General features: G+C 38.6%; 15 protein-coding genes. All 15 read left to right on the top strand.

Translation table 11 applies throughout. The features are described from left to right. Positions 1 to 224: galactose-1-epimerase (locus J7K93_13915; protein MCD6118098.1), on the top strand; the 224-nt coding region annotated here is incomplete at its 5' end. Between the two features lie 36 nt (positions 225 to 260). After that, the gene (locus J7K93_13910) at positions 261 to 1,625 is read left to right on the top strand and encodes an SGNH/GDSL hydrolase family protein (GenBank protein ID MCD6118097.1); all 1,365 of its coding nucleotides are present in this window, start codon (positions 261 to 263) and stop codon (positions 1,623 to 1,625) included. 210 nt (positions 1,626 to 1,835) lie between these two features. Continuing rightward, positions 1,836 to 3,074, top strand: coding sequence for an aryl-sulfate sulfotransferase (locus J7K93_13905; protein MCD6118096.1), 1,239 nt, complete (start codon positions 1,836 to 1,838; stop codon positions 3,072 to 3,074). Between the two features lie 180 nt (positions 3,075 to 3,254). Continuing rightward, positions 3,255 to 3,368 carry a fibronectin type III-like domain-contianing protein gene (locus J7K93_13900; protein MCD6118095.1) on the top strand — a complete coding sequence of 38 codons (114 nt, stop codon included), beginning with the start codon at positions 3,255 to 3,257 and terminating at the stop codon, positions 3,366 to 3,368. Between the two features lie 96 nt (positions 3,369 to 3,464). Further along, positions 3,465 to 5,264: a family 43 glycosylhydrolase gene (locus J7K93_13895; GenBank protein MCD6118094.1), complete on the top strand. Its 1,800-nt coding sequence runs from the start codon at positions 3,465 to 3,467 to the stop codon at positions 5,262 to 5,264. A 106-nt stretch (positions 5,265 to 5,370) separates the two neighbouring features. After that, positions 5,371 to 6,717 carry a sugar porter family MFS transporter gene (locus J7K93_13890; GenBank protein ID MCD6118093.1) on the top strand — a complete coding sequence of 449 codons (1,347 nt, stop codon included), beginning with the start codon at positions 5,371 to 5,373 and terminating at the stop codon, positions 6,715 to 6,717. A 47-nt stretch (positions 6,718 to 6,764) separates the two neighbouring features. Continuing rightward, positions 6,765 to 8,717 carry a glycoside hydrolase family 32 protein gene (locus J7K93_13885; protein MCD6118092.1) on the top strand — a complete coding sequence of 651 codons (1,953 nt, stop codon included), beginning with the start codon at positions 6,765 to 6,767 and terminating at the stop codon, positions 8,715 to 8,717. Between the two features lie 121 nt (positions 8,718 to 8,838). Then, positions 8,839 to 10,617: an alpha-L-fucosidase gene (locus tag J7K93_13880; protein ID MCD6118091.1), complete on the top strand. Its 1,779-nt coding sequence runs from the start codon at positions 8,839 to 8,841 to the stop codon at positions 10,615 to 10,617. A gap of 198 nt (positions 10,618 to 10,815) precedes the next feature. Then, positions 10,816 to 13,050, top strand: coding sequence for a GH32 C-terminal domain-containing protein (locus J7K93_13875; GenBank protein ID MCD6118090.1), 2,235 nt, complete (start codon positions 10,816 to 10,818; stop codon positions 13,048 to 13,050). Next, complete coding sequence (locus tag J7K93_13870; GenBank protein ID MCD6118089.1) at positions 13,031 to 14,176, top strand: alpha/beta hydrolase; 1,146 nt, start codon at positions 13,031 to 13,033, stop codon at positions 14,174 to 14,176. The genes J7K93_13875 and J7K93_13870 overlap by 20 nt, the downstream gene beginning before the upstream one ends. A 48-nt stretch (positions 14,177 to 14,224) precedes the next feature. After that, a complete protein-coding gene (locus J7K93_13865; GenBank protein MCD6118088.1) occupies positions 14,225 to 16,804 on the top strand; it encodes a LamG domain-containing protein in 2,580 nt (859 codons plus the stop codon). A gap of 49 nt (positions 16,805 to 16,853) precedes the next feature. Continuing rightward, on the top strand, positions 16,854 to 19,628 hold the full coding sequence (locus tag J7K93_13860) for a LamG domain-containing protein (GenBank protein MCD6118087.1): 2,775 nt from the start codon (positions 16,854 to 16,856) through the stop codon (positions 19,626 to 19,628). A gap of 41 nt (positions 19,629 to 19,669) precedes the next feature. After that, positions 19,670 to 21,196 (top strand): DUF5060 domain-containing protein, encoded by a 1,527-nt coding sequence (locus tag J7K93_13855; protein ID MCD6118086.1) that lies wholly within the window; start codon positions 19,670 to 19,672, stop codon positions 21,194 to 21,196. Between the two features lie 32 nt (positions 21,197 to 21,228). Next, entirely contained in the window at positions 21,229 to 23,640 is a 2,412-nt protein-coding gene (locus J7K93_13850) for a glycoside hydrolase N-terminal domain-containing protein (GenBank protein ID MCD6118085.1), read from the top strand. A 1-nt stretch (position 23,641) separates the two neighbouring features. Further along, complete coding sequence (locus J7K93_13845; protein ID MCD6118084.1) at positions 23,642 to 26,251, top strand: glycoside hydrolase family 3 C-terminal domain-containing protein; 2,610 nt, start codon at positions 23,642 to 23,644, stop codon at positions 26,249 to 26,251. The last annotated feature ends 29 nt before the right edge of the window (positions 26,252 to 26,280 follow it).

Here is a 26,280-nt window from a genome sequence, read left to right as displayed (position 1 = left end):
TGGAAGTACTTACAACAGAACCGGGTATGCAGTTTTATTCCGGTAATTTCCTTGACGGAACAATTAAGGGTAAAAAAGGAAAGATTTACTCATATCGCTCAGCAGTAGTTCTTGAAGCAGATCATTTCCCTGATTCTCCAAATCATGCGGATTTCCCTTCTGTTATTCTTAGGCCCGGTGAAACTTACACACAGAAAACAATTTACCGATTTTCAGTAAAATAGAGGTGCATTGAATTCAAGCTAAATATAGGATTGAATATGAAAACGCGTATAATATTAATTTTGTTGAGTTTGTTATTGTCGTTTTCAATTTTCGCTGGTGATTTTAAAAAGACATCATCCAGCATGATTCTGGAAGATGGGGATACTGTTGTTTTCATAGGAAACAGTATCACACATCAATGTTTGTATACACAATATATTGAAGATTATTTCTATACACGTTATCCAGGCAAACGGATAGTATTTCATAATGCCGGTGTAAGCGGAGATTTGGCAGCGGATGTTCTCCGCCGGTTTGATGAAGATGTTGTTCTGTTTCACCCAAAATATACATCTGTGCTTATAGGTATGAACGACGGCAAATATCAAAGCTTTAATCATGAAATATTTAATACCTATAAAAAAGATATGTCTCTGCTACTGGATAAACTCGACACGCTGGGAACGATTCCCATTCTCATAACTCCCACGATGTACGATCTGCGTCCTGCTTTAATGGGCAACAACTGGATAGAATCAGAAACAGCAGATACCATTCATTACAATGCTACAATGGCATTCTTTGGTGCCTGGGTTTTACAAACGGCGAATAAACGCGGCCTGGGATTTGTGAATATGTACGAACCGTTAAACCGGATCACTCGTCAAAATCGTAAAGAGAATCCCAAATTCACATTGATTGAGGACTCTGTACACCCTGGCCCTGACGGTCAAATGGTTATGGCTCTTGCATTCCTCAGGGATGTCGAAGCTGACCAGATTGTTTCGACAATTCATCTTGCTATGTACAATGAAAATTGGAAGGTTCTGGATACGGTAAATGGAAAGTTGGAAAAGCTTAGCGACAATCAAATTCGATTTTGCTTTACATCTGAAAAATTACCCTGGGTTGTGCCTGAGGAGGCGGTTCAGGGATATAAATTAACGGATGCCGGCCATAAGATGAGCAGAGAAATTATCAGGGTAACAGGATTAAAACCAGGAAAATATATTTTGAAAATTGATAAAAAAACTGTCGGAACTTATTCTTATCTTCAATTATCTCAAGGTGTTGGACTGCAGGAAAATAGTTTGACTCCTCAGTACCAGCAAGCTCTAAAGATTGCAATATTGAATAAAAAACGGAATGATGAGGCTGTCAGACCAATGCGGGATCTGTGGGAGGCGCGGAAAGTTATCTGGAAATTTAATAATGCACCTGATGATTTTGATGATGCGAATGAGAAAGAAGAGACCAGAAAGGAATTAATCAAGTATTTTGGTTCAGTGGATTTGAAACTATTTCTCATGCAATTCAATTCTAAACTTCCGGTTTTACATAAAAAAGCCAAAACTATTGAGGATGAAATATACAGGTTGAATCAACCGGTTGAACATACCTATGAAATTGTGGAAGAATAAGATTTATCCGGTTAATGTGAATGGAAGGAAAATGAAGAATAAAGTTTCGATCATAATCTGTGGGGAGTTTATTCCAGTATTTGGGAATATACTGATATGGTATTTAAAACATTAAAAATGATATAGTGAACGATTGGAAATCAACTGGAATTAGTCGGAAATTAGTAACAATATTCATTAATTTAAACAATGAAAATGGAAACAATAAAAATGAAAGCAATTATCCGAATTATTCTAATCCACTTATTTGTTTTTCTGCTGCCGGTATTATCCTTCGAACAGGAAAATGAAAAACGGTTTTCTGAGGGAATTCAGACGGGTATCAGTATTTACAAACCTGATCAGTGCTGGAATGGCTACACACTTGTACCGTATGAAGATGGCATGATCCTGATTATCGACATGAACGGCAAGGTGGTACACAAGTGGAACTTCGGTACGGAGCGGGCCACACTGTTGCCAAACGGGAACATACTGATCATTGGTGACCCTGTCACAGGAGAGTTATACAAGACCACTGAATATGACTGGGATGGAAAACGTGTATGGGAATGTGAAGTTCCCGGCGGACCGTATTTCGGTGATACATATCCCACGATCGGCATGATACATCATGACCTGCAAAGGCTGGAAAACGGCAATACAATTTTTCTATATCATGATGAAGTACCGATGGAATATAAGAAACTCTTAAAAGATCCTCATAAAATAACCCGGAAAATTATAGGGGATTGTGTTTTAGAAGTCAATAAAGAGGGGGAGGCAGTTTGGGAATGGCACCTGCATAAACATTTGGATCTAAATGTTTCTCCTATAATCCGGGAAGAAAAAGGAAAAGTGCTGGATTGGACACATACTAATACTGTCCGAGTGCTTCCGCAGAACCACTGGTATGATTCAGGACATGCCGAATTCAAACCAGGGAATGTCATTATTTGTCCAAGACATCTCGATGTAATTTACATCATCGACAGGGAGACTAAAGAAATTGTATGGTCTTATGAAGGAGAATACATGGGGGGACTTGCACACCCTCATGAGCCCTATATGATTAAAAAAGGTTTGCCGGGGGCGGGGAATATTCTGATTTTTGATAATGGGACCGGTCCCAAAACTCGCGAGTGTAACGGAACTGCCCTTCGTGATGAAATGACCATCATTCTTGAGATAAATCCTGTAACGAAGAGCCCAGTCTGGCTTTATCAGAATACTAAAGAATTCTTTAGTAAGATACAGGGTACGCAACAAAGATTGGCTAATGGCAATACTTTTATCTGCGAATCTACAAAGGGGAGAATTTTTGAGGTGAAGCGTGATGGGGAGATCGTTTGGGAATATGTCATGCCTCCATTTCCAGGATCTGATGCGGAGCATGGTTTTGGTACTCGGCCTCACAGGTATTCTTATGATTATTGTCCACAACTGAAAGCTCTCTACAATGAAAAGTAGGTTTAAATTTTATTTACTTAACTCTCCTTTGTACTGTTATCACTGTATCAGCTCAGACCCCATCAAAATTATAAGTACAGGCTTATTCAAAAGGAGTTAAGTTGCCCAGTTTTACATGAAAGAGTTTGATCTTCGCTAATTCAATATATAAAGAGATTAAGTGAATTCAAGTACATTAGGATGAATAGAGGACAGACAAAAACGGTCAAATTTCCACTTACCGATGAAGATTTTGCTTACTGTAGTGAAGAAGAGGAAGATTGGCATATTAAAGAGAGTGCGTTTGAGATATAGATTTGAAGTTCATCTCGGGATAAATGGGTTTAAAAAGAAACTTGATTAATGAGCAAATATTAAGTTTTTTATTAATTAATAGAGTTGAGGTAATTAATGATTTGCTCTAATATGTTAAGATTTGCTTTATTCATTGGGGCTGCTCTCTCCTTAAATCTGAATGACCTGCTGGCTCAGCAAATTCAACTGGTAAATCCCAGTTTTGAATTACCGGGAACAGGAGTAATTGTCAGAAGCTGGGATCAAATAGATGGATGGAGTAATTCAGCCAGTGTCAGTTCCGGTGTAAGGAAGAACGAATATTTCAGCCCTGTACAAGGAGAGTGGTATGCATATCAGTATGGAAGCGGAGACAATATTTTTCAGGAAACAGATTATACGATAAAGGCAGGTGAGATATATACTCTTAATCTCTGGGCAAGAAGTATTAATCAGTCAGGAAATGCATCAAAAACAACCGTAGAAGCACGATTTTTCTACGATGATATGACTATCGTAACGATTTCAACAGATGTTAATGTCCGTCAGCTAAAAGGAGCTCCTGAAACAACTCCTAATGATGATGGTGCTAATGTCTGGATTGATGAAGGATATCGGCATCAATTTGCTGATGTGCACATGATTCAGCCTATATCAGCAGATCCCATTCTTGATGAATGGACAGTAATCGAAAACAGTAACTATGAAGCAATTGAGGGCCTGGGATGGGCAGTAGGACCTGTAATTGCGGGAGATCAAAAATATATTTATGGAACTCTCTACAAGGATAACTCTGCTGATTTTTATTCTTCAGTAACTATGATAAAAGTATTAAGCAGTGATGGATATAATTACACATGGTCTGACCCTGTTACTGTTTTATCACATTCAAAAACAGAGTTCCCCTGGGTGGAAGATCCGCATTGTTACTATGATGAAGCGACAGGCAGATTATGGATGACCTGGGGCGGTGGAATCTGTTATGTATCGGAATTAGATCCCGCAGACGGCATGCTTATCAGTCATCCGAATGATTCAGAATTTGATAACCAGCCTAAAGAGAGTTACACTGCTGTCGCTACTTGGCCTGAGACACGACTGGGGTGGAACGGAGATGCATATTCCTCTGCGTGGATGGAGGGCCCGGCTCTGTATGAACATAACGGGTATTGGTACTTTTTTGGTTCATACGGGAATTTGAGTAAGAATTATACTATACGTTTCGGGAGGGGTGATAATCCTGATGGCCCGTTCTATGATCAATATGGATTAAATTTGATGGAGTTTGATTCAGTAAGGAACGAATTTGGAAATTCCATTCTTGTAGGTGATGAGGGTGAACAGCTTGTGCCAGGACATCCACATTTATGGGAAGAGAATGGAAAAACTTATATGGGATATGATTTTAGAAAAAAATCTGATCAGGAAATGGATTTTATGGGTATTCGTCGATTATATTGGGTGAATAACTGGCCCACAATCTGGACACCTGTTACTCTTACTTTTAATGCTGATGATTATCCTGATGCCATAGGAAAAAAATTAGGCGTGTCTTTCAGAAATTCCGGGGATGAAAATTCCAAGATGGCTGTTGATTATGTCTCAATTAAGCGGTCTGGAAGTACTGAGCTCCAAGAAAGTAAAAAAACTCCCGGGAAAATTGGCCTCGACCAGAATTATCCAAATCCCTTTAACCCGAGGACAAAAATTCAATTTACAGTTCCAAAGCAGACGCATGTCACGCTGAATATTTATAATCAAAAGGGTGAAGAAGTAAAGAAGTTAGTTGATGGTGTAAAGTGCGCCGGTGTACATTATGCTATATTTGATGCATCTGAATTAGCAAGCGGTGTTTACATGTACTGTTTACAGACAGAGGACAGCATTAAAATGAGGAAATGTCTGTTTATGAAATAATATCTGCAGGTCAAATATTATTTAATAGAAACTATTTGAAATCTATATGAAAATATAGAGTATTAAATTACAGTATGGTGCGATATTTTAATCCGGAGGAAACACATTGAAACCTAAACTTATAACTGCTACTCTTGTTGCTGCATTAGGCGGACTACTTTTCGGATTTGATACTGCTGTGATATCCGGTACTACACAGTGGCTGAGACAAGTTTTTAATCTTTCATCTTTCTGGCTCGGGTTTACTGTTGCAAGTGCTTTAATGGGAACAATAATAGGGGCCATTGCTGTGGGCAGACCGGCAGATCGTTTTGGAAGAAGGAATATCCTTTTTGTGCTGGCAGTATTTTATTTTATATCTGCTGTGGGAAGTGCCCTGGCTTGGAACTGGACATCATTTCTCCTCTTCCGTTTTCTCGGAGGGCTTGGTGTGGGAGGAGCTTCTGTTGTTTCTCCTATGTATATTGCTGAGATTTCACCTGCAAAAGTCAGGGGACGTCTTGTCGCAGTAACGCAGTTTAATATAGTATTTGGTATATTACTGGCTTTTTTCTCTAATTATCTGATAACAGAAATGAATCTGGGAGCTGTTGAATGGCGTTGGATGTTTGGAGTGGAATCCCTGCCAGCCGCTGTATTTTTTCTTCTGCTTTTTCTAAATCCATACAGCCCCAGATGGCTTGTGGCTAAGGGACGTATTAAAGAGGCCAAAGCAGTGCTTGAACAATGCGGAACAAGTACTGGTAATATAGAAAAGGAAGTTCGGGAGATACAATCCTCCCTTGATCTGGAACATCACAGTCTTAAGGAGCCATTTTTCACACGAAAATACCGTAAACCAATTTTCCTGGCTGTTGCTATTGCCATGTTTAACCAACTATCAGGGATAAACGCTTTGATGTATTATGCTCCTCACATATTTAAAATGGCAGGAGCAGGATCTGAATCTGCACTTTTGCAGACGGTAGCTGTTGGTGGTATGAATCTTCTACTGACGATGTTGGCTCTGTTCGTTATTGATTATTTTGGCCGCAGAAAGTTGATGCTGATTGGTTCCATCGGTTACATTTTAAGCCTTAGCATGACCGCATGGGCGTTCTATAAGTATAGGGCAGATTTCACTGTTACTGGAAGTTGGGTGGTTTTAATCAGTCTCCTGGTTTTTATTGCTTCTCATGCCTTTGGCCAGGGAGCGGTTATCTGGGTCTTTATCAGTGAAATATTCCCGAACCGTGTGCGTGCAAGGGGGCAAGCTCTTGGCAGTTTTACACACTGGTTTATGGCAGCTTTGATCTCATGGACTTTTCCAATGATAGCAGCCAAATCAGGAGGAAATACGTTTGCATTTTATGCGATCTGTATGGTCGGTCAGCTGGTTTGGGTCATTTTTATCATGCCGGAAACCAAAGGAGTGTCCCTGGAACAAATTCAGAAGAAATTAGGAATTGAATAAAAATATTGAATTTAGTTTAAAAATAAATAAATTATTAGGGAGACTCTATGAAAACTAAGTCGCTATATGGATTATTAATAATGTTTATAGTTATCTCATGCCAGAAGCCGGCAATGCAGAAAATTGCTCTTATCAAAGGTGGCGTTCCAGAAGGCATGGAATTGCGTGAAATAGAAACAACTGATGATGGCTATCTCCGTGCTGATGAGGGCTCATTTTTAAAGGCCGAAGATGCAATTTACGGGAATGCGATATTTGTAAAAATGAGATTGAGTATCAATGATTCCAGAGGTGCTATCTTGATTACGATCGGAGATAACACTCTTTCTATAATTAATGAATCTGATGAGAAAGGTCTTTTTCTTCAGGGGCCGTCAATTGGAAAGAGTGTCAATCTGGGATTAATTTTTGATTTTATCAAACCGGATGTTCCGTTTGAATTATCGGTCTCATATAAAAATAGGAAGCTTATTTATGCAATTGATGGCAATGAAATCTATTCAAACAAGACAAATATCCCTCCTGAAGGGCTCATTCATATGGAAGTGTATAAAAATAATTTAAGACTGTATGATCTGGTTTGTGAAGGACAATTCAAACCGGTTGACAAGTTTTACACAAAAGAATTTCTGCTCAAGCGTGCGCAGAAAAGTATGGCTCTGGCTGCAAAACGGGTTAAAAATGATCCAAACAGGCCTGCATATCATTTTCAACCGCCTGCAAATTGGAATAACGATCCTAACGGTATGTTATTTTACAATGGGTATTATCACATGTTTTATCAACATAATCCATATGGGGACAGATGGGGCTGGATGCACTGGGGACACGCCAGAAGCAGAGATCTTGTTCATTGGGAGCATATGCCCATTGCATTATGGCCTTCGGTTGAAAAAGGGGAAGCACACTGTTTTTCGGGCAGCGGATTTCTCAAGAGAAACGGGAAACCCATTTTATTTTATACATCAATAGGACATGAAAAACCCGAGCATTGGGCAGCACTGCCATTGGATGATGATTTGAAAAATTGGGAGAAAAACCCTGCAAATCCAATTATTGTTATGGATGACCATGGCAGCCAGTTTATCGAGGATTGGCGTGATCCCTATTTACTCAGAGAAGCCGGGCATGTTTACATGGTGACAGGAGGTCATCCACGCGGAGGTAAAGGCTCAATTATGCTGTACAAAGCCCTGAATCCGGAACTGACAAAATGGAAATTTATGGGAATTCCGTTCAGCGGTGAAGAGGAAAACTGGGAGTGTCCTAACTTTTTTAAGATAGGAGATAAATATGTCCTGGTTTATTCTCCCCATTCCAATGTCCGCTACTATACCGGTTATTTTGATCCTGAAAAAGTTAAATTCACCCCGATCTACCATGGAATTGTTGATTACACTCCCAGCTGGAATTTTTACGCCCCTAACACATTGCAAAAAAATAATGGAAGGCGTATCTTGTTTGGATGGATTCCCGGTTTTAAAGAAAATCAGGGATGGCAGGGTGCCATTTCTCTTCCACGGGATCTTTCCATAGATGGGAAAGGAAGACTTATTCAAAAACCGGTTCCTGAGCTAAGAAAATTAAGGGGTGAACAGTTAACAGAGAGAAACGTGAAAATTCAAAACTCATCCAAAAAACTTCAAATAAACAGTCCTCAATTTGAAATGATTTTGAGAATAGCAAACGGAGGTACAGACCAAATCGGATTAAGGTTTAATGATGAGAAGGATAAACCATTCGAAATACTTTTAACACCTGGTATGATCATTTTTGGCGAAGAGAAAGTTGATTTAAATTCCTCAATAAATGAAAAGATACAATCAGTGCAATTTTTCTTTGACAGAACAGTAATTGAGATATATGTAAATAATGGATTGTTTTGTGTTACGAAGGTGATCTATCCGGATAAAGAAAATTTAAATTTTGAACTGTTCTCAAGAGAGAATGAACTAAATATTGACACAATTAGCATTTGGAAAATGAAATCAATTTGGTAAATGTTTTTTAATATAGAAAAATAAGATGTAGAGAAAGGAGGTTATTAACTATTTAATAGGATTTTTGACTAAATGTATAACCAATTTTAACTATTCAATTTCAAGAATTGTGGAGGACAAAATGAAAGTGAAATCAAGATTTTGGTTAATTAGTATTATTATAATATTTGTTTCAGTAAGTGTGTTTGGACAGAAATATCAGCCCAATTGGCAATCATTAACAAGGCATCAAACACCTCAATGGCTGCAGGACGGCAAGTTTGGTATTTATACTCACTGGGGAATTTTTTCAGTTCATGCTCACGGAACAAACACTACCTGGTATTCATTTGCCATGTATTTCGACCCTCAAGGCGAAGCACGCAGGCATTTTGAAAAAACCTTTGGTAAACTTACTCCTGAATTCGGCTATAAGGATTTGATTCCTCTGTTCACCGCTGAGAAATTTAATGCTGATGAATGGGCAGAATTGTTCCAGAAGGCAGGAGCAAAATTTGCTGGTCCAGTTGCCGAACATCATGATGGTTTTGCAATGTGGGATACTAAATATTCCAAATGGAATGCAGCTAAAATGGGCCCAAAACGTGATATAGTAGGTGAACTTGGGAAGGCAATTAAAAAAAGAGGGATGAAATATGTCACGGCCTTCCACCATGCTGAAAATTGGGACTTTTTTCCGGTCTGGGATAAACGGTACGATACAGGTGATCCCAAAAATTCCGGGTTATATGGCCAGCCTCATAAGCCTGGTGCAAAACGTAATCAGGCGTTCATTGATGAATGGTACGGCAAGATCCTGGAAGTGATTAACAATTACAGTCCTGATTTTATCTGGTTTGACTTTGCCCTTGATAATATACCGGAAGGTTATATTAAAGATTTTCTTGCTTACTATTATAATAATGCGCTGGATAAAGGTAAGGATGTGATTGTAAGTTATAAAGGGCATGATATAGTACCAGGTGCAGGTATCCGTGATTTGGAATTGGGCCAGGAACCGGATGTTACTTATAATGACTGGATCACTGATACATCGGTAGATGATCGTGGTGCATGGGGTTATGCCACTGACCTGACCTTTAAAACTCCCGAAAGGCTGATTGACAATCTGATTGACAGGGTTAGTAAGAATGGTTATCTGCTTCTCAATGTCGGTCCCAAGCCTGATGGCGCTATTCCGGAAGGTGCAAAAAATGTACTGCTGAAGATGGGGGCATGGCTGAAGACTAACGGAGAAGCAATTTATGGTACAACTCCCTGGTTCGTAGCAGCGGAAGGACCGACCAATCTTGGAAAAACGACAGATACAGGTTTTAATGAATCAAATGTTGTATATACTCCTGAAGATATTCGTTTTACTGTTAAGGGCGATGTTCTATATGCTACATTTCTTGATTGGCCGGGGGAAAAGGCTGTTATCCATACGCTTCGAGATCCCTCGGTTCAAGTTAAAAACAAAGATCTGCCTGAGTGGGCCCGCGAGGAAGAATCAGTTCCTCTCGCCGGTACAAAATGGGAATTAAAGGAGGGTGAAGGTAAAAAAGTTGAGATAATGAAATACCAGTTTTATAAAAACGGCAAGTTCAGAGTTGCTGGTGGAGAGGCAGGTGATGGTGTAGATGGAAAGTATTCCCAAGTGGGAGATAAAGTCTATCTGGCAGTTGGAGGTTTTAAATGGATGGGACAATACGACGGTAAGGAATTCAAACTTATTGAAGAGAGCACTGCCACTTATCCCGGTTTTTATCAGGAAGAGATAAAGCGCATAACCATGCTGGGAGATGGGAAAGAGCTTGACTGGGTGATGACACCTCAGGGACTGGTGATTAAGACTCCTGAGAAACAAGGAGAGTATGCTTACGTATTTAAGATTGAACGTTATCATCATCCAAAGATTTGATAATTCAATTCAATTTGGTTAAGAAATATTTTTAGGATTTAATTTATGTTAAACAACTGGAGTGCAGGCTCTTCAACCTGCACTCCAGCGAAAAAAGACATTTTAATATAAATAAAATTAATGACCTTAAGGGTTCTAAGCAGAACAGGATTTATTAATTTTAATGCTAATTTATAAAGTGTCGAAGAGGGTTTTAAAATGGCAAAACATATTTTATATAACAGGGTTATAAAAACAATAAAAATGTTTCTGCTCGGGATTCTGTTAGCTGATATTTTTGCTACAAATTTATATTCACAAATTATTTCTGATCCTGTTGTAATTGAGGATTTCGAAGGATCATCTTATGGTAACTGGAAAGTTGAAGGAAATGCTTTCGGGACACAACCTGTTAAAGAAGAAATGTGGGAACTTGTGCCAGGGGTTCTGGGCAGAGGGTATGCATCAAGTGCAGGTAAAGTTGATACTGCAGTTGGTACTCTTACATCACCCTTATTCAAAATCAAAAGGACAAATATACATTTTCTGCTTGGTTCAGATGAAGTTTTTTTCCTTCCTGGATCACAGCAATGGGGTAATTTATCCGTTCAATTAATCGTGGACGAAGAAGTGGTTAGAGTGTCAGTACCGCATGAATTCCATGCGATGTTCTGGGAGTCATGGAACGTAGAGGAATTTATGGGTAAGTCAGCGAGAATACGAATTGTTGATAATGATAAAAGGAAATGGGCACATTTAAATGTCGATCACTTCGTTCAAAGCAACATTCCATCAGAAGGTATTAAACTTGAACGTTCGATTAGTATTTCCAAACCTGTGCTTAATTTCCCTGTAAAAGAAGGAAATGTAAGATGTTTTGTTGAACTTTTTGTAGATGGCAAACCTGTCAGGTCAATGGACATAGCACTTGCCAATGACAAAATTGATTATTGGGTCTTTACTGATGTCAGCCCATGGCTCGGGAAAAAGATGGTGATCCGTACACGTCAGTATTTTGGTAACCCAAGAGTTCTGGATAAAGTTACTGTGGAAAATGGTATCATTGATTCAGATAATTTGTACAATGAACCTCTCAGATCTCAGTTTCATTTCTCTTCAAAGCGTGGGTGGCTTAATGACCCGAACGGGATTGTTTATTATGATGGTGAATATCACCTGTTTTACCAGCATAATCCATTTGGGTGGGATCACAGCAGGAATGATTACAATAAATCATGGGGGCACGCTGTAAGTAATGATTTAGTTCATTGGACTGAACTTCCGGATGCTGTTTACCCTGATTCTCTGGGTACTATTTATTCCGGGTCTGCTGTTGTTGATCACTTTAATACAACCGGGTTTCAAAAAGGAGAAGAGAAACCTGTTGTAGCAATTTATACTTCAGCAGGAGGAAGAAACCCGTGGTCAAAAGGGAAACTGTTTACTCAATCAATTGCATACAGTATTGACAGAGGCAGAACATTTAAAAAATTTGACAGGAATCCGGTTTTAAAAAATATGGAATACATAAACCGTGATCCAAAGGTTTTCTGGTATGAGCCGGATAATAGATGGGTGATGGTTCTGCATTTTGATGAACGGGCAATGGCATTTTTTACTTCACGAGATTTGAAATCCTGGAAGTACAAAAGCCAGCTTGGAGTCAAACATCTTGTTGACTGCCCTGAATTATTTTCATTACCCATTGACGGCAACAAAGAAAATTGTAAATGGATTTTGTACGGAGGAAGCGGTTATTATTATTTAGGCACATTTAATGGAAAAGAATACAAGCCTGAAACAGAAGAAATAAAGTACAGTTACGGTGATTGCTTTTATGCTTCACAGACATTCAATAATATTCCTGAAACTGACGGGCGCAGGATACAAATTGCCTGGGGGGTAATCCCGACTCCAGGTATGCCATTTAATCAGATTATGCTTTTCCCGGTAGAATTAACACTGCACACTACAGATGAGGGGCTGCGTTTATTTGCATATCCAGTAAAAGAAATCGAAACTATTTATAATGACAAATATGAATGGACAAACATTAAACTGAAAAAAAGAGAAAATTTTCTATCCGGAATCAAAGGTGCGATTTTTGATATTAAATCAGAATTTGTTTGTGCGAAAAGGGGTGAATTTGGTTTTGTAATTAATGGGATTTCGGTTGTTTATAACATTGATAAAAGACTGCTGACTTGTGGTGAATCAGAAGCAGAACTAAATCCTGATAACGGAAAGATACGGCTTCGTATTTTGATAGACCGTGTTTCTATAGAAATATTTGCTAATGACGGCAGAATTTACATGCCAATCAGGGCATATCCTGTTGGAAATAAAAGAGGGCTCAATGTATATTCAAAGGGAGGCTCCACTACAATTAAATCATTAAAGATTTATAAATTAGGATCAATATGGAGGCGATCAAATGTCAGTAAAAATTTCTAAATCATTATTTCTATTTATTTTTATTCCTCTCTTGTTCCAGGCTTGCAATAAAAAGGATTCTTATGAGAAATTTTATAAAAGAATTAAAAATGAAGAATCCTACATTGGTTTTTTTTCTACTGAAAGAAAATGCATTTCTGATGTTAATGATAATTATCTAAAAGAGCGCCGAAAATTCTTTTTACAAATCAATCAATGCAAAGAAGATCCAGAGAAATTTATTGATCCATTTATTAAGTTCTGCAAAAAAAACTATCTTGTAAAGGATGGCTGTGAGAGAGAGTGGCAAAAGGTACTTACTATTCTAAGTTATGAGTTGTATGCTAACAAGCCCATATTTGAGTATTCCGCTGATAATATAATTGAACATTGTAATCTGGTATTTGCTGAATATCCCAACAAGAAACTGGAACTGGATTTGTTCCTGCCTGAACAGCCCATTGACAAACCGGTACCTTGTATAATTTGTGTGCATGGCGGAGGCTGGCGAGTGAACCGCAGAGTATGGTTTGAACCATTTGCAAAATACCTGGCATCAAAAGGATTTGCTGCAGTAACTATAGATTATCGTATGCTGCCTGCAGTTAAAGTGATTGATTGTGTTTATGACACCAAAGCCGCAGTCAGATGGGTAAGAGCTAATGCAAAAAAATTCAATATTGATTCAAATAAAATAGGTGCAATAGGTGCATCTGCAGGAGCTCATCTGGTTGCCCTGCTGGCAACAACAGCAGATGTACCTGAACTGGAAGGTAATGGAGGGAACAAGGGTGTTTCCAGTGCAGTTCAGGCAGTGGTAGGTATTGCTACTCCTGTTTTTAATCTGGTAAAGAGCGATTGGATTGTTAAAGAGCTTGCCGCTTCTATAGATGATATAAAACTAATTTCTCCCTATGAACACGTGTCCTCTAATTCAGCTCCGATTTTATTAATTCATGGTACGGCAGATAAAACAGTTGATCCGCAAAATTCTCAGGACTTTTATGACAAATATAAAGAATGCGGTGCATATGCGGAAATTAAGTGGATTCCTGATGAAGACCACGGGTTTTATGAAGGAAATGATAGAGCAATTGAACTTGCAACACAATTTTTCAAAAAACAATTCATAGATAAATCAAATTGAAACTTTGAAAAGGAAATACGAATTGAAAAATAAATTAGGCAATTAGTTATGAGAAAATTAATCTTTTTAATATCAATCCTTTCCATAATCTGGCGGCCATCTTACGCTCAGGATTTTTATTCCTATTACACTCGTCTCGGAGCCGAGGATAAAATCAGTGGAAAATATTCAGATGTAGTTATTTGCCTTGGAGAAAAGGGGCAATTCGTTTTTAGCCGGGAGAGTAGCTATCTGCCGTATTTCGAAAACGTCAAAGGTAAGTGGTTTGTGAAAGAAGTTGTTAAAAGAAAAGGAGACGGCAGCGGTTTGAAGCCAGATAAGTATAACCGGCATACTTATGTGAGAATTATTAAGAATACTCCGGAAAAAATTATAGTACAATGGCGCTATTATCCAAATATTTTAAAAACCGGAATGACTGATGTTGTTCATGAATTTTATACTTTTTACCCAGACGGCAGAGTTCGCCGTGAGATTAAAATTGGTACAAAGAAAATCGATGATTGGAATTTTCTTAAATATGATTATGCATTCAATTTGCGCCTCGAAAATGGAGGTATTAAAGTAATTGGTTCGCAAAAATCACATGCAAAGATATTGACAGAGTCGGTTATAGGGAATCCTGTTAACAGAAATATGGCAAAAGTGGCAGCATATTGGTCTTTTGATGAAGGAGCAGAAATAGGCGGTGATAAAGTTACTGAGTCAGTGTCAAATATTACAGTTCCTGTTCTCGGGCATAAAACTTACTGGAAACCGGGAGTATCAGGTACGTCACTCCAATTTGACGGATATTTCTCCGGAGTGAAATTCCCAATGAGTTACGCTCCCAACATTGGGGAGGAATTTACAATTGAAGCATGGATAAATATGGAAGTTCATCCATTTGGATGGGTACCTATAGTTCAGCAGGCCAACTGGGGGAAAGCTGGATATTACCTGGGAGTGAATGCAAGAGGGAATATTGGTTTTATTTTTAATGACGCAGGAGATAAGAGAGAAGTGATTTCAAAAGATGTAATTGAGAATTCAAAGTGGTATCATTTAGCAATAACTTTTAATGATGAGGAAAAAAAAGTTATACTATTTGTTAACGGGGAAATTCAAGCTGAAAGTACAGTGGAAGTAAAAGGCTGGTCTTCATTGGTCAGGGCAAATGCTCCTGTTTCAATCGGCATTAATTCAGATAAATTGATTGCAACTCCTGGCGGAAAATATGTTTACGGCCAGTATGCCTGCATTACCGGCTTTCAGGGGTTAATTGATGAAGTGAAATATTTTAATGAAGCACTTTCACCTGAAAAAGTAAAAGACGAATATAATAGAATTGTTTTAGATAGTAATAGTAATCAGACTTTATTTGAAAAACGTATTTTACCGGGACATCCAGGGTATGCAGATAATTTTGGAGCGTATTACACAAAATTAACATTCAGTAAGATGTGGGATGACGCATGGCGCACAAGCGATTATGCTGATATTATTGTTAAGTTTGATGAACTTCCTACTAGTGTTGTATTCTGGAGGGGTACTTCCTATGGTGCTGGTTGGGTGACTGATAAAAATTTATGGATGATTGATCAAAGTGTTGAATTGGTTGATGCAATCAGTTTCAGCGAACATATGTCCGATAAACAGGGAAGATATTCGCATGTTCGGCTTATCGAAAATACCAATGCACGGGTTGTTGTCCACTGGCGGTACAATTCCAATGACGTGCTGTATTCTTTTACTCCTGATTTCGGGCCGGCGGGTGTCTGGGTTGATGAATATATTACGATATTTCCCGATGGGATTGGAATAAGAAAAGTAGAGCAGAAATCCCTTAGCTGGGTTGAAAGACCCCCAACAAAAATTTCATGGCAGGACGTTCAATTTCTTGCCCAGCCGGGAATGACACCTGATGATGTAATGAATCTCGAAGCGGTTCATTTGGCGAATATGAAAGGTGAAACAGCCAAAATGGACTGGACAAATGGAGTTCCACAGAAAAATCCGTTGCCTGATGCAAATATTGAATTGATAAATTTGAAATCCAGATACAAAGTATTTTTAGCATTCCAGCATGGAACTTTTATTAATCCATGGGGACGTGTACCGAAACATATGTATTGCCATTTTATGACATGGAATCATTGGCCTGTATCATTTATTACAAGTCAGGGTAAGAGTTCTCTGTTTCCGGACCGCGTAACTCATTCTGCTTTATGTGCAGCGGATAATGCTGTGGATCACGGAAATATGGCAATGTACGGATTTACTGATAAACCTGTGGAGAGATTAATCCCCCTTGTGAAATCATGGAATTTTCCACCTTCTATTTCAAAAGTAAAAGGCGGGAAAAGTTTTGGTTACAATAAAGAGCAGAGGTCTTTTCTATTCGAGAGTGCTGGCTCGGAAATCTATTTTTCTATCAATGCATCGGAGGAAAATCCTGTTTTCAATCCATGCTTTGAAATTAAGAAATGGGGAGGAGAAAAAGCAGACCTGAAATTGAATGGCAAATTGATTTTGTCAGGAAAAACCTTCAGGCAGGGAATAGTAAGAGATGTTGACGGTAGTAGAAAACTTGTTGTTTGGTTAAAATATCATTCTGAAAAACCTGTTACAATAGAAATATTTAAATAAATAATTAATAAAAAACAATAAGACAGACAACAAAAAAATGAGGTGAATTATGAAAAAGGCGATTATCGGAATGTTGATTACACTATTTATATTTTTATTCGGATGTTCTGGTCCGAAGGAAAAATCCTTAAATATTAATGTTAAATTGGGTGAATTTGGTGCTTTTTATACGAAAATTAATTCTGGAGAAAAATTTGAGAAATATTCCAGAACCGGGGATTATACTGATATAGTTGTTGACCTGGGCAGAGATAAAAATGCCCTGGTCTTTTGGCGCGGATCAAGTTACCTGCCTTTTTTCCAGACCGAAAACGGTAGGTGGTATGTTGATGAAATAATAAAAAGAAAAGGCGATGGTACTAAAAGAATGCCTGACAGAACGAACGCTTACTCCTTTGTGAAAATTGTAAAAAATACTCCTGAGGAAGTGGTTATTAATTGGAGATACTTGCCTGTTTTCACACGCTCGAATCCCCAGCATGGAGTTTCGCCGTACAAATTTGTTGAAGAGAATTTTTTAATCAAGCCGGATGGCAGTGTTATACGAACTATCAGGAAAGGTACAAAGCGAATTGATGAGTGGAATGATCCGTTAAATAAAATAACACAAAAATTTACTTTGACTCCAAACGGGATTAGGAACGTTACAATCTTGAAGCCAGGAAAATCCATAAAAGTGCAACCAGTGGGTAGTAATCCTATTGTAGGGAAAGATTTCGTTAAACCTGTAGCCTGTTGGAAATTCGATGAAGCAAAAGGAAATCAAACAACCGAAAGCATAACCCGAAAAAAATCTGAAATTGAAGGGAATAAAAGTTTGTGGAGAAAAGGTGTTTCCGGAACAGCGCTTCAATTCGACGGATATTTCTCCAAAATTACTTTTCCTGCAGAAGAAGCCCCCAAATTAACCGATGAAGTGACTTTCTCAGCATGGGTGGTAATAGGAGCTTATCCATGGAATTACGTTCCGATAATTCAACAGGTGGATGATGTGCCGGAGGTCCTGGTATCCGCTAAAGGCCAGAAAGCAATATTAACAGGTGAAGATGGGCGTGAAGATATAGACGAAGATGAAATGAAAGATTTTGGATTTATTATGAAACCAGAGGACGACAGAGGATATTTCTTCGGGCTTGACGGCGATGGAAAGCCGACTTTTAAAATTCGTGTTGCAGGTAAGTGGGAAGAGTTTGTTGCTGATTATCATCTTGAACGGCGCACATGGTATTTTGTCGCTGCAACATATTCAAAAGAAAGCGGAAAGATGAGTGTGTTTGTTAACGGCACTCTTGTTGGTGAAAAGCAGATTGGTAAAGCAAATATTGAATTATCCAAGAAGGACATATGCATCGGTCAGGGGAAAAAACGCCGACCGACTCACCCTGTACGAATGAACACATTTTCTGATTTTTACTCTATAGACGGATTGCTTGATGAAGTGAAAATTTACGATGTGGCTTTGTCCGGAAAACAGATTAAAAAAGAGTTTGATTCCGGAAATATGACTCCGGTAAAATTGACTGAAGTTGAAATGGATAAAAGAATCCTCCCAAAAGGAGAAAATAGGCATCAGTTCGGAGCATATTATCAACACCTTAAATATTATGATGTTTGGGATAATCTATGGCGATTTGGCGCATATCCCGATGTTGTTGTGGAATTTGATGAGTTGCCGACAAAGTTTGTCTTTTGGCGGGGAGTCGGGTTCATTCCCATGATGGTCAATGAAAAAGGGCAATGGTACAGCAACGAGTTCAATGAAACATGGAATAAAACTGGCGGTAAAGGCTGTCAGGAACCGATGTCTGATAAAGAATCTTACTTTAACCATGCCAGAATAATTGAAAACACACCTGCAAGAACAGTTGTACATTGGCGGTATCCTTTAGTAGATGTGCGTCATGTAATGGCAAATTATCATGACGAAACTGGATGGTGCGACTGGGCTGACTGGTATTACTACATTTACCCTGATGGAATAGCTGTAAAAACAATGCATCTCTGGACAGACGGCGAACGTAATCACGAATGGCAGGAATCAATGGCGATTTTTGGTCCGGATCAGCACCCTGAGCAGATTATTCATACAAAGAGCGCTTTAACAATGCTGAACCTGAAGGGCGATTCAAAAACTTATGACTGGATAAACGGACCACCTGATAATATAGAAAAGCCGAAAGAACAATGTATTCAGTATGTAAATTACACAGGAAAATATAAACCAGTTACAATAGGTGATTTTGAGTGGTCCAATGTTTACGGGGGCGAAATCACGCCCTACTCGGTTTTTCCCACATGGAATCACTGGCCCGTATCTCAAATGCCGTCAGACGGAAGATATGCCAGCTATCCCGACAGAGCCGCCCATAGTTCTTTAAGCCATGTTTCCCCTTCAACATATAAAGAAGTGCTGGATGGCCCGGCTCCTTATTATGAAAAAATAATGATGGAAGGAATGATGAATCAGAAACCGCAATATCTGGTCCCACTTGCACGTTCATGGATGAGCTTTGCTAAATTAAAAAATTTAAAAGGAGCCAGAGGAGGGTACGAACCCGGTCAACGGGCATATCTGCTGAACCTGGAATCAAAACCTGTTTCTTTTGTTGTTGATGCTTCCAGTCAAAGTCCGATAGAAAATTTATCCTTTGTTGTGAAAGGCTGGAATGATGATAAGAAGGCTTCTGCTAAAATTAACGGCAAAAAATTAGCAGTGGGTAAAAAATTCAGACAGGGTATTTTTAGAGACATCAACGGCACCAGTACTCTTGTAATCTGGATAGAATTTGAATCAGCAAAGGCAGTAAGCATTGAAATAAACTAAGTAAGTATTTAGTCAAAATTAGAATAAAAAGAGGCCTGCATATGAAAATAATTTTATATGTCACAACCATACTCATTGTTCTTTTTAGTTCGGAAATATTTTCCCAGCAATTTGTTGAGAAATATAAAATATTTGAAGCAGCATTCGAGGGCCCCTCAGATGGCAATCCTTTTAAAGATGTTAAAATCAGAGCGACCTTCAGACACAAAAAAGAAATAAAACAAGTGAGTGGATTTTATGACGGCAACGGTAAATTCAAAATTAGATTCTTGCCGGATCTCGAGGGTCATTGGACATTCGCGGTTAAAAGCAACAATGGGGATATTGACGGACAGAAAGGTGCATTTGAATGTACTGCTCCGACAGGTAAAAACCATGGAATTGTGAGGGTTGCCAATACCTATCATTTTAAATTTGATGACCAAACTCCGTTTTATCCTTTTGGTACTACATGCTATGCGTGGATTCATCAACCCGTGAACATTCAGGAGCAGACCTTAAAAACACTTAAAAGCGCTCCTTTTAATAAAATTAGAATGTGTGTATTCCCAAAATGGTATGACTTCAATAAAACGGAGCCGGAGATTTATCCATACCAGGGAAATCCTCCAAGAGATTGGGATTATTGGTTGTTTAATTGTGAATTTTTTCGTCACCTGGAGAAAAGGATCAGTCAGTTAAATGAAATGGGAATCCAGTGTGATCTCATACTATTTCACCCATACGACGGAGGGCACTGGGGGTTTGACCGGATGAGCGATGAGCAGGATGATTTTTATCTTCGTTATTTAATTGCGCGTTTAGCTGCATACCAAAATATTTGGTGGTCTCTGGCAAATGAGTGGGATTTTATGAGCGAAAAGCAGCCGGAGGACTGGGACCGTTTCTTTAAAATCCTTAAGGAAGAGGATCCATACAATCATTTATGCTCAATTCATAACGGTGTAAAATGGTATAATTATGCCAATCCCGCAGTAACGCATCTGAGCATTCAAGGAGATCCCTGGGAGGCCGGCGGAGTGGGAGGCTTTTATCAAAAAATTGACAGATGGGCTGAAAAGTTTAAAAAACCCATCATAATAGATGAGATGAAATATGAAGGGAATATATTATACAGTTACGGAGATTTAACCGCTGAGGAAATGACTGAAAGATTTTGGTATGTTTACACAAAAGGCGCATATGCGACTCATGGTGAAACATACATGGAAAAAAATGATATTTTATGGTGGGCCAAGGGCGGTAAATTACATGGTAAAAGCCCTGAAAGAATAGCATTTTTGAAGAATATTATTGAAAATGCTCCACCCGGGGGATTGGAAGCTTTCCCCTGTATGGAAGAAGACGGGAATGCGGTCAGAATCGGCGAAAAGTATTATTTGTTTTATTTCGGGCGAAGACAACCTGCGGAAAGAGTAATTTTTTTGCCCGATAATAAAGAGTATAAATTGGATATAATAGATACCTGGGGAATGACTATTCACCCGCTTGACGGAACATTCAGAGGAAAGTGCATTATACCTCTTCCAGGAAAGCCGTATATTGCTGTCAGAGCCATAGTCAATTAATTCCATATAATTTTTAAGAATTGGAGAATAAAATGGAATTAAAAATTATTTTTATTACACTGTCATTTATCTTTTATGGCAATCAATTTGCCCAATCATCCGGGTCGGCGATGGAATTAGCTGAAAGACTGAAATTTAATTATCCCGAGCATGGTTTTGTCAGTTCCAAACAAGCCGGTAGATGGGAAGAATCAATGATTGTGGGAAACGGAACAATCGGCGCTCTGGTTCCTGGCAATCCGAAAAAAGAACATATAATTTTGAGCCACGAAAAATTGTTCATGCCGGAATATCCGCCGACTAAGGCTCCTGATATTGGGAAATATTTACCTGAAATTCGCAATTTTGTACTGAAAGGAGAAGATGAGAAGGCTTCAGAACTGGCAGTCGAAGCGGGAAGAGAAGCCGGGATAAATAAACTGATCTGGACAGACCCTCTTGTTCCTGCCTGCAGAATTGATATAGAACCTTTGTTAAGAGATTCGGTGATAAATTATGCAAGAGCAGTTAATTATGAGGCTGGCGAAGCTGTGACTGCATGGAAAACTCAAAAAGGAGTGTTCCACAGAAGAATATTTGTTTCACGTACTGACAGTATTATAGTTTTACAAATTTATAGCCCTGATAATATTCCTGTAAATATCAAAGTCAGGCTTTCACAACTGCCAACCATAGAATCTGAGCGGGAAAATGACATTGAAGAAGAGTTTGATGCGAGAAAGTTGGTTGAGAGTATTTCTTCTACGGCAGATGACAACGGGCTCTTGAAATACACTACAGTTTTCAAAAAGAAATGGAAAGGGTCATTAAAAGGATTTTGTGTAGAGTCAAAAGTATTTGTTAAAGACGGAAGTATTAATTCTGAGAATGGGTGGATTTATGTACATAATGCAGAAAAAGTGACACTGATATCAAAAATCAAATTATCTTATAAACTGCCAGTTAAAACTAAAACAGGAGTAGATAGATTTAATTTTACGAATTATGACTCTCTTCTTAAAAAACATGTAAAAATTCACAGTGAAATGTTCAACAGATTTCAATTAAGTCTCGGACCGGGAAAAAAGAATAACATGACATCAGTAGAACTGCTCAACTCTTCCTCCCATGGCAGGTTGAGTAGAATGCTCGTTGAAAAACTCTGCGAAGCCGCAAGATATGAATTGATTTGCAGTACCGGAGAATTACCGCCTACACTTCAGGGAATCTGGGGCGGAACATGGCGTCCGGCCTGGTCAGGAGACTTTACACACAATGGAAATGTTCCTTCAGCAATTGCATCAGGGTTTGACACTAATTTTATTGAAGTAATGGATGCATACATTAATTACATGTTCTCAATGTTTAATGATTTTAAAGCAAATGCAAAAAATGTTTACGGGATTGATGGAATATTCTGTCTTTCCAGGTCAAGTTCATCAGGAAGCACATACCATTACCTGATTGATTATCCTCACATGTACTGGTTTGCAGGTGCTGCATGGGCGGCTGAATTTTTTTACGAGTACTGGCAATATACAGATGATACAACGTTTCTTAAAACAAGAACAATTCCGTTTATGCTTGAAGCTGTAAAATTCTATCAGGGAATTCTAACAAAAGATCAGCAGGGCAAATATATGTTCATTCCTTCTTATTCGCCTGAAAATGCTCCACTGGGATACAATAGCCCGGTAACGATCAATGCTACAATGGACGTTTCTTCCCTTAAGCAGTTGCTCAGAAATTTATTAACTCTGGTAAAACAAGGCTGGATTTTGCCAAAATACAAAAAAGAGTGGAAAGAAATATTGACTAATCTGCCTGCTTATGAAATTGATAACACAGGTGATTTAAAGGAATGGCTCTATCCGGGATATAAAAACAACAACATGCACCGTCACGCATCCCATTTGTATCCTCTGTTTTACGAAGTTGATCCGGATTTTGAACTGCATCCTGAATTAAAAAAAGCAGCAGTGCAGGCAATTGAAAACAGGCTGAAATACAGAAGAGACAGAAACGGTGGGGAGATGGCCTTTGGACTGGTACAACTGGGCCTGGCAGCTGCTCACATTAAAGATACTGAACATGCATACGAATGTGTAGACTGGCTCTGCAACTCGTATTGGTCAAATTCCTTTACTTCTTTTCATAATCCCGGTGAAATTTTCAATGTGGACATTTCCGGTGGCCTTCCTGCAGTTGTAGCTGAAATGATAATTCAATCTTCACCTGATGAAATAGAACTGCTGCCTGCACTTCCGGAACAGTGGCCGGAAGGTGGGATAAAAGGAGTAAGGACCCGTTGCGGCGTAACTGTTGATTTTAAATGGGATAAGTGTCAGCCGGTTGAGGCGACATTTAAGGCACAGCGGGGTACGGTTTTTAAACTGAAACACAAAGACCGGGAGTGGAAGATTGAGCTCCCAAAAAACAAAACATTAATCTGGGAGATGAATTGATATGAAAATATTAATTAAACTAATTTCTTTGATAATACTGATGCCCATGTTTTCCACAGCTCAGGAAAAAGTACCTGTTTACCAAAATCTTGAATTGTCTTTTGAAGAAAGGGCTCAAGACCTGGTAAGCAGAATGACACTTGAAGAGAAAATATCTCAGCTTCTTCATGATGCAAAGGCAGTTGACAGATTGGGAATTCCTGCATATAATTGGATGAATGAATGTCTGCATGGAGTTGCTAATATGGAAGGATACGCAACGGTTTTTCCTCAGGCAATTGGAATGGCAGCTTCATTTGATTCGGAATTGATGTTCAAAGTTGCTTCTGCAATTTCAGATGAAGCCAGAGCCATGCATCATAACGGCATCAGGAATGCAGAGGAAGGATATGTCTGCGGGCTTACATTCTGGTCACCTAATATCAATCTTGATCGTGACCCCAGATGGGGGAGAGGGCAGGAAACCTATGGAGAGGATCCTTATTTGACCGGACGAATGGCTGTCTCCTTTATTAAAGGATTACAGGGGAATGATCCGAAATACTTAAAGACAGTATCTACTGTTAAACATTTCGTTGTTCACAGCGGACCTGAAGCTAAACGGCATGAATTTAATACGTTATCTAATGAACGTGATTTTTGGGAATCCTATATGCCCCATTTTATTGCCGGTATTCAGGAAGCAAACGTGCAGTCGGTTATGTGTGCATACTCAAGATTAAATGGTGAATCCTGTTGTGGCAGCAGCCATCTATTAAATGATATTTTAAGAAAAAAACTGGGTTTTAAGGGATATGTTGTTTCTGACTGCGGATCAGTGGCAGATATTTATGATGGCCATCATCTTGTTGATTCAATTGTAAAAGCTGCAGTTCTTGCACTAAAATCAGGAGTTGATCTCAACTGCGGCAGAGCGATGAGTTTCCCCTATGAAAAGTTGGCTGAAGCAGTAAGAAGTGGTTTGATAAATGAATCATATATCAACAAAGCTGTGTACAGGTTAATGCTTGCCCGTTTTAAATTAGGAATGTTTGACCCTCCGGAAATGGTACCATACACAAAAATTTCTGTTGAAGTTATAGACTCACCGGAACATAAAGAACTTGCACTGCAAATGGCCAGAGAATCGATTGTCCTGTTAAAAAATGAAAACCAAACTTTACCACTTAAAAAAGATATAAAAAAAATTGCAGTTATCGGGCCAAACGCTGATAATAATAGAGTTCTTTACGGAAATTATAATGGCATTCCGTCAAATCCGGTTTCTGTTCTAAAAGGAATCAAGGAAAAACTGCCCGATGCTGAAGTATTTTATTCAAGGGGGGCAGAATTAGTTAAGTCTGAGAATTTCTTTTCTCCGGTACCTTTAAAATTTTTATTTACTCCAGATAAAAAAAACGGATTGTTGGCATCATATTTCCCGAACAGGAATTTTGCTGGTAAACCGCTGCATACAAGAATTGAAAATAAGATTATGATTTTTGATGAATTTGGAGCACCCTTTAAGGATCTTCAGATAGATAATTTTTCTGTGCGCTGGGAAGGATTAATCTCTTTTCCCGAATCGGCAAATTATAAAATTAAGGCAAATTCTTCACCTCATTATAAAATATTTATTAATGATAAATTTGTTGCGGATGAAAAATCTGGGGGGAAATTTATCAAGTTTGAAGCTCACAAATTTTATAAAATTAGAATTGATTTTGTAAGTGATTCCGATGGATTTTATTTTGTTCTTATTCATTCGGCGGATAATAAATCTCTTTTAAAAAATTCTTTGGCAATTGCAAAAAAGTCTGACGCAGTTATTTTATCACTTGGTATTTCCAGTCTGATTGAAGAGGAGTCTTTAGACAGAAAACAGATCGAATTGCCTGATGTTCAGCAAACATTGTTGAAGGAAATATTAAAATTGGGAAAGCCTACAATACTGGTACTTATGGGGGGAAGTGCAATCTCACTTGATAAAGAAAGTCTTAAAGTCCCTGCAATTATTGATGCCTGGTATCCTGGACAATCCGGAGGCGTTGCTGTTGCTGATGCTTTATTCGGAGACTACAATCCTGCCGCAAGATTACCGGTTACATTTTACAAATCTACATCCCAACTTCCTCCTTATGAGGATTATAGTATGGAGAACAGAACATATAAATTTTTTAAAGGAGAACCCCTTTTCCCGTTTGGCTTCGGGTTGAGTTACACGACTTTTAAATACAGCAACCTTAATATGCCTGAATTCATCAATAGCGGAGAGAGTATTGAATTAGAGGTTGAAGTCCAAAATTGCGGTAATGTTGCCGGTGATGAAGTTGTGGAGGTTTATGTTAAAGATGTGAAAACTTCAGTTCGTGTTCCTCTGCATTCACTGCAGGGATTTAAACGTATTCATTTAAATCCGGGGGAGAAACAAATTGTCAATTTTAAAATAACTCCAAAACAATTGGCACTTCTGGATAATGATATGAACTGGGTGGTTGAACCAGGAGAGTTCATTATTTCTGTTGGAGGAGGGCAACCAGGAGTAAATCAGGCCTCTACCGAAAGCATATCAAAATCCATAAATGTGACAGGTGAAAAATATTTGGTGAATTACTTTGTTAATAATGAGTAGAATTTTATCTGGCAAATGCGTTGACTTTT

Source organism: bacterium (assembly GCA_021158245.1).
In the GTDB taxonomy this organism is placed as follows: Bacteria; Zhuqueibacterota; QNDG01; order QNDG01; family QNDG01; genus QNDG01.
The sequence above is the reverse complement of the archived record's forward strand: the minus strand, read 5'-3'. Positions and strand labels throughout refer to the sequence as shown.

Coding starts and splice junctions, on each gene's coding strand:
- J7K93_13855 (MCD6118086.1), top strand. CDS start 19,670: ATGAAAATAATTTTATATGTCACAACCATACTCATTGTTCTTTTTAGT.
- J7K93_13850 (MCD6118085.1), top strand. CDS start 21,229: ATGGAATTAAAAATTATTTTTATTACACTGTCATTTATCTTTTATGGC.
- J7K93_13845 (MCD6118084.1), top strand. CDS start 23,642: ATGAAAATATTAATTAAACTAATTTCTTTGATAATACTGATGCCCATG.
- J7K93_13870 (MCD6118089.1), top strand. CDS start 13,031: ATGTCAGTAAAAATTTCTAAATCATTATTTCTATTTATTTTTATTCCT.
- J7K93_13895 (MCD6118094.1), top strand. CDS start 3,465: ATGATTTGCTCTAATATGTTAAGATTTGCTTTATTCATTGGGGCTGCT.
- J7K93_13885 (MCD6118092.1), top strand. CDS start 6,765: ATGAAAACTAAGTCGCTATATGGATTATTAATAATGTTTATAGTTATC.
- J7K93_13910 (MCD6118097.1), top strand. CDS start 261: ATGAAAACGCGTATAATATTAATTTTGTTGAGTTTGTTATTGTCGTTT.
- J7K93_13900 (MCD6118095.1), top strand. CDS start 3,255: ATGAATAGAGGACAGACAAAAACGGTCAAATTTCCACTTACCGATGAA.
- J7K93_13905 (MCD6118096.1), top strand. CDS start 1,836: ATGAAAGCAATTATCCGAATTATTCTAATCCACTTATTTGTTTTTCTG.
- J7K93_13880 (MCD6118091.1), top strand. CDS start 8,839: ATGAAAGTGAAATCAAGATTTTGGTTAATTAGTATTATTATAATATTT.
- J7K93_13865 (MCD6118088.1), top strand. CDS start 14,225: ATGAGAAAATTAATCTTTTTAATATCAATCCTTTCCATAATCTGGCGG.
- J7K93_13875 (MCD6118090.1), top strand. CDS start 10,816: ATGGCAAAACATATTTTATATAACAGGGTTATAAAAACAATAAAAATG.
- J7K93_13860 (MCD6118087.1), top strand. CDS start 16,854: ATGAAAAAGGCGATTATCGGAATGTTGATTACACTATTTATATTTTTA.